At 68.4% G+C, this 4,313-nt stretch carries 3 protein-coding genes and 2 pseudogenes; 3 read left to right on the top strand and 2 right to left on the bottom strand.

Going from position 1 to position 4,313, the window contains the following annotated elements; all coding sequences use genetic code 11:
* The first annotated feature begins 169 nt into the window (after nt 1–169).
* The 3 genes and pseudogenes from JCM9942_RS11410 to JCM9942_RS11400 all read left to right on the top strand — a co-directional run bounded on the left by JCM9942_RS11410 (nt 170) and on the right by JCM9942_RS11400 (nt 2,804).
* The gene (locus tag JCM9942_RS11410; protein WP_054659768.1) at nt 170–964 is read left to right on the top strand and encodes an ABC transporter permease; all 795 of its coding nucleotides are present in this window, start codon (nt 170–172) and stop codon (nt 962–964) included.
* Between the two features lie 39 nt (nt 965–1,003).
* Nucleotides 1,004–2,206 carry a sensor histidine kinase gene (locus tag JCM9942_RS11405; RefSeq protein ID WP_054659766.1) on the top strand — a complete coding sequence of 401 codons (1,203 nt, stop codon included), beginning with the start codon at nt 1,004–1,006 and terminating at the stop codon, nt 2,204–2,206.
* Nucleotides 2,203–2,804: pseudogene (locus JCM9942_RS11400) on the top strand (response regulator transcription factor). The gene JCM9942_RS11405 and the pseudogene JCM9942_RS11400 overlap by 4 nt, the downstream one beginning before the upstream one ends.
* 3 nt (nt 2,805–2,807) lie before the next feature.
* Here JCM9942_RS11400 and JCM9942_RS11395 read toward each other — a convergent pair.
* Nucleotides 2,808–3,356 carry a cytochrome b gene (locus JCM9942_RS11395; RefSeq protein WP_054659764.1) on the bottom strand — a complete coding sequence of 183 codons (549 nt, stop codon included), beginning with the start codon at nt 3,354–3,356 and terminating at the stop codon, nt 2,808–2,810.
* An 11-nt stretch (nt 3,357–3,367) separates the two neighbouring features.
* Nucleotides 3,368–4,313, bottom strand: a pseudogene (locus JCM9942_RS11390) (catalase family peroxidase); the annotation flags it as partial.

Here is a 4,313-nt window from a genome sequence, read left to right as displayed (position 1 = left end):
GCCAGGCACAGCGCGAGGGCGACCGCCTGCATCTGGCCTGCGACCAGGTGGAGGCGGTGGTGCGGCGCCTGCTCGCTGCCGATCCGGACCTGTCCGCGCTGGAGGTCAAACCGGCCGGACTGGAAGAGGCGTTTTACGATCTCACCCACCCCCACGCACAGGCGGCCTGATGAACACCTCCCCGTTGATCCAAGCCGGTACGCGTACCGTGCCGGCCATGTCCGGCCGGCGCCTGCTCGGTGCCTATCTGCAGGAGGCGCGCGCCGAATGCCTGCGCTACCTGCGCAGCCCCGGCTTCGTGCTGCCCTCGCTGCTGTTCCCCGCCATCTTCTACCTGATGTTCGTGGTGGTGCTGGGGTTGGGGCATTCCGCTGACGGGCCGCGCTTCCTGCTGGGCACCTATTCCACCTTCGGGGTGATGGCGCCCGGCCTGTTCTGCTTTGGCGTATCGCTGGCGCTGGAGCGCGGCAACGGCCTGCTCAGGCTCAAACGTGCGCTGCCGATGCCACCGGCCGCCTACCTCATCGGCAAGATGGTGATGGCGATGTTGATGGCGCTGATGATCGGGGTGCTGTTGCAGGTGCTGGCGGTGCTGGTCGCGGGCGTGGCGTTGTCGGCATCCCAGGTGCTGCGCCTGACCGTGACCTGTGTGCTGGGCGCGTTGCCGTTCTGCGCGTTGGGTCTGTTGATTGGCACGCGGGTGAAGGGCGATGCCGCGCCGGCGCTGGTGAACCTGCTGTACCTGCCGATGGCCTTGCTGTCGGGGCTGTGGTTCCCGCTGTCGATGCTGCCGCCGTTGCTGCGCACGCTGGCGCCGATCTGGCCCAGTCATCACCTGAACCTGATCGCCCAGTCCTCGCTCGGCTTCGATACGGGCAGCACCTGGCCGCATGTGGCATGGCTGGCGGTGTTCACTGTCGCGGTGACGCTGCTGGCGGCGTGGCGCCTGCGCCGTCATGGCTGATGGCATCATGGCCCGCACTGCAACCGGAGCCGTCCGCTGATGTCCCGTCTTCTCCCCGCCTGGCTTGCGCCGGCCCCGGATTCGGTGGTGGCCGACAACCTCAGGCTCGGCAAGTGGCCGTGGATCGACGCGGTCCATCTGTTCTGGACGGTGTGGGTGTTCATCACGCCGATGTTCGGCGGCGGTTACACCGTGCGCTGGGCGCTGATCACCCTGTGGTCGTATCCGTTGTTCCTGCTGCTGTATGCGCTGACCTTGCTGTCATCCCGACGCATCGCGCCGCTGTTCGCGCTGGCGATGATCGTGTTGTCGCTGGCCTTGCTGCGGGGGTATCCCTCGGGCATCAACTACTTCATTTTCGGCTGCGTGATGCTGCGGACGAACCGCGCCATCGGCACCGGTCGCTACCTCATCGAAGTGCTGCTGTTGAACGTGGTGTTCGTGGCGCTGGCCTCGTGGATCGGCTACCCGTGGCAGACCGTTGCCTGGGTGCCGGTGCTGGCGGTCATCATCGGCATCATCGTCAACGTGGAGCGCGCCAGCAGCGAGAAGGACGCCGCGCTGCGGCTCTCGCATGAAGAGGTGCGCCGCCTGGCCGCCACGGCCGAGCGCGAGCGCATCGGTCGGGATCTGCATGACCTGCTCGGCCATACCCTGTCATTGATCACGTTGAAAATGGAGCTGTCGCGCAAGCTGTTCGAGCGTGACCCGCAGCGATCGCAGCGCGAGCTGGCCGAGGCCGAGCAGATCGCCCGGGATGCGCTGGCGCAGGTACGCAGCGCGGTCACCGGATTCCGCGCCGCCGATCTGGCCGCCGAACTGGCCTCGGCGCATCTGCTGCTGGAGTCCTCGCATGTGCATCTGCGCTATTCGCCGCCACCGCCGATGCCGGCCTGGATCGAGGCGGGGCTGTCGATGATCCTGCGCGAAGCGGCCACCAATATCGCCCGGCATGCCCAGGCCAATGCGGCGCAGATCGCCATCCACAGCGAGGCCGGGGCGGTGTGGATGGAGGTCGTCGATGATGGCCGAGGCGGTGTGGCGGCCAATGGCAACGGCCTGGCCGGCATGCGTGAGCGGGTACTGGCGCTGGGGGGCGAGCTGCGGATCGATTCGCCCAAGGGGCAGGGAACACGGCTGAAGGTGCACATTCCCGTCACCGCCACGACGCCGTCGTTGCCGCTGGCAGATGCTGCACCGTTGCCGCCTGACGCAGCCGCGGCCGGGGAGGTCCGCGCATGATCCGCATCCTGCTGGCCGAGGACCAGGCGATGGTGCGCGGCGCGTTGTCGGCGCTGCTCAACCTGGAGACGGATATCGAAGTGATTGGCACCGCGCCGATGGCGAGATCGCCTGGCGGGAGCTGCAGCGGCTCACGCCCGATGTACTGGTGACCGATATCGAGATGCCGGGACTGACCGGGCTGGAACTGGCCCAGCGCGTGCAGCGCCACGGGCTGCCGGTGAAGGTGGTGATCGTCACCACCTTCGCCCGCAGTGGCTTCCTGCGCCGCGCGCTGGATGCCGGCGTGCAGGGCTATCTGCTCAAGGATGCTCCGGCCGAGAAGCTGGCCGAGGCCCTGCGCCAGGTGCAGCGCGGTGGCCGCGCGATCGATCCGCAGCTCGCGGTCGAAGCGTGGTCCGAAGCCGATCCGCTCAACGACCGCGAGCGCCAGGTGTTGCGACTGGCCGGCGAAGGCCGCTCGGCCAACGAGATCGCCGAACAGCTCGGCCTGTCGCACGGCACGGTGCGCAACTACCTGTCCGAATGCATCGGCAAGCTCGGCGTGGCCAACCGCATCGAGGCGTATCGCCTCGCGCGGCAGAAAGGCTGGCTGTAGCCGTTACGGACGCTCGCGGCGTGGGCCGCGGGCCATCGCCGGGAACACGCCGTCGCGGCGCACCCAGGCGTGGTACAGCGCCGCCGACAGGTGCACCAGCACCGTGGCGAACAGCAGGTAGGCCAGGAGCCCGTGCGCTGCCCGCAACGGCGCATACAACCCGGGCGAGTGCGGCACGATCGCCGGCAGATGCACGCTGCCGAACATCACGACCGGATAGCCGCCGGCCGACAGCATCGCCCAGCCGATCAGCGGCATCGCCAGCATCAGCGCATACAGCACCCAGTGCGATGCCACCGCGGCGAACTTCTGGAGGGCAGGCAGATCGGCTGGCAGCGGCGGCGCGCGGTGGCTCAGACGGTTGCCCAGACGTACCAGTGCCAGCAGCAGGATGGCGATCCCGAGCGGGCGATGCAGGTCGATCAGCACCGGCCGCAAGGTCAGCGAGGCGACCATGATCACGCCGACAAACAGCATCGTCAGGATCAGCACCGCCATGCTCCAGTGCAGCAGGCGGGCGAGCAGGTTGAAGTGCGAAGGATCAGGTTTCATGGGTGAGCCGCTCATCGGGTTACTCCCTGGCCGGTGGCTTGGATGGCTTTGCCGCTGGCGATTTCGCGTTCGCGCCGGTCGAATGATTTGGCATACACCGCCGAGCGCGCCGCCAGGATCGGATCATCGGACGCTTCCACGCCGGTGGGCAGGATCAGGGGGTCGAAGTTCAGATCGCGGCAGGCGCCGTCGGCCTGCGGCTGCCACTGCAGCAGTGTCAGCGTGCCCACGGTCACCTGCTGGCGGTTTTCGGGCCAGGGTTGGGAGGGATCGTCGATCGCATCACCGGGCTCGGGCAGGCTCACCTGCATGTCCCAGCGCACCGGGCCGGCGGCCAGGCGCTGGCCCAGTTCCTCGGCCAGATAGTCCAGCGGAGCCTGCGCGCGCTGGGCTTTGTCCATTTCCACAAACGGCGCCTGGGGCCGCATCGACCAGCGCACCGGGCTGGGTGTCGCCGGCGGCATTGATGAAGCGGAAGCTGTGGATGCCGTTGTAGGCGGTGTTGGCCCAGCTGCTGGACCACGGTGCCGACTTGGCCCAGGCCTGGAATCGCCGCGCCTGCGGGTACTTGTCCAGGAAGACGGCCATCTTGGCCGGGTCGGGCTTGCCGGTGGCCGGATCCGGGATCTGGGCGCGGGTCTGCTCCAGAAACGCCGCCGCCGAGGGCACGGCGAAGAACGGGAAGCTGTTCATCGCCATCCGCCACTCCTGGCCGTCGTCGCTGCGCAGTTGCAGCGCCATGCTGCGCACGCGGGCCGCGGCATCGGCGCCATGCGGATCGCCGCCGCCGATCGACATCCGCCCCAGCACCGGCACCGCCGTCTGCGAGAACACCCGGCTTTGGACAACGCAGCGCCCTCGGCCGTGCCCTGGAAGGTGCCCGTCACACAGATGCCCTTGCTGTGGGCCCGGCGGAAACCGGGATGCCGCGCGCCGGTGGCCTCGATCGTGTTGAGT

The organism is Stenotrophomonas pictorum JCM 9942, assembly GCF_001310775.1.
Taxonomy (GTDB): Bacteria; Pseudomonadota; Gammaproteobacteria; order Xanthomonadales; family Xanthomonadaceae; genus Stenotrophomonas; species Stenotrophomonas pictorum.
Note: the sequence above shows the minus strand (reverse complement) of the source record. Positions and strands in the feature narration are given on the sequence as shown.

What these genes read in the sequence shown, in the direction of transcription:
- JCM9942_RS11405 (WP_054659766.1), top strand. Translation starts at nt 1,004, where the DNA reads ATGTCCCGTCTTCTCCCCGCCTGGCTTGCGCCGGCCCCGGATTCGGTG.
- JCM9942_RS11410 (WP_054659768.1), top strand. Translation starts at nt 170, where the DNA reads ATGAACACCTCCCCGTTGATCCAAGCCGGTACGCGTACCGTGCCGGCC.
- JCM9942_RS11395 (WP_054659764.1), bottom strand. Translation starts at nt 3,356, where the DNA reads ATGAAACCTGATCCTTCGCACTTCAACCTGCTCGCCCGCCTGCTGCAC.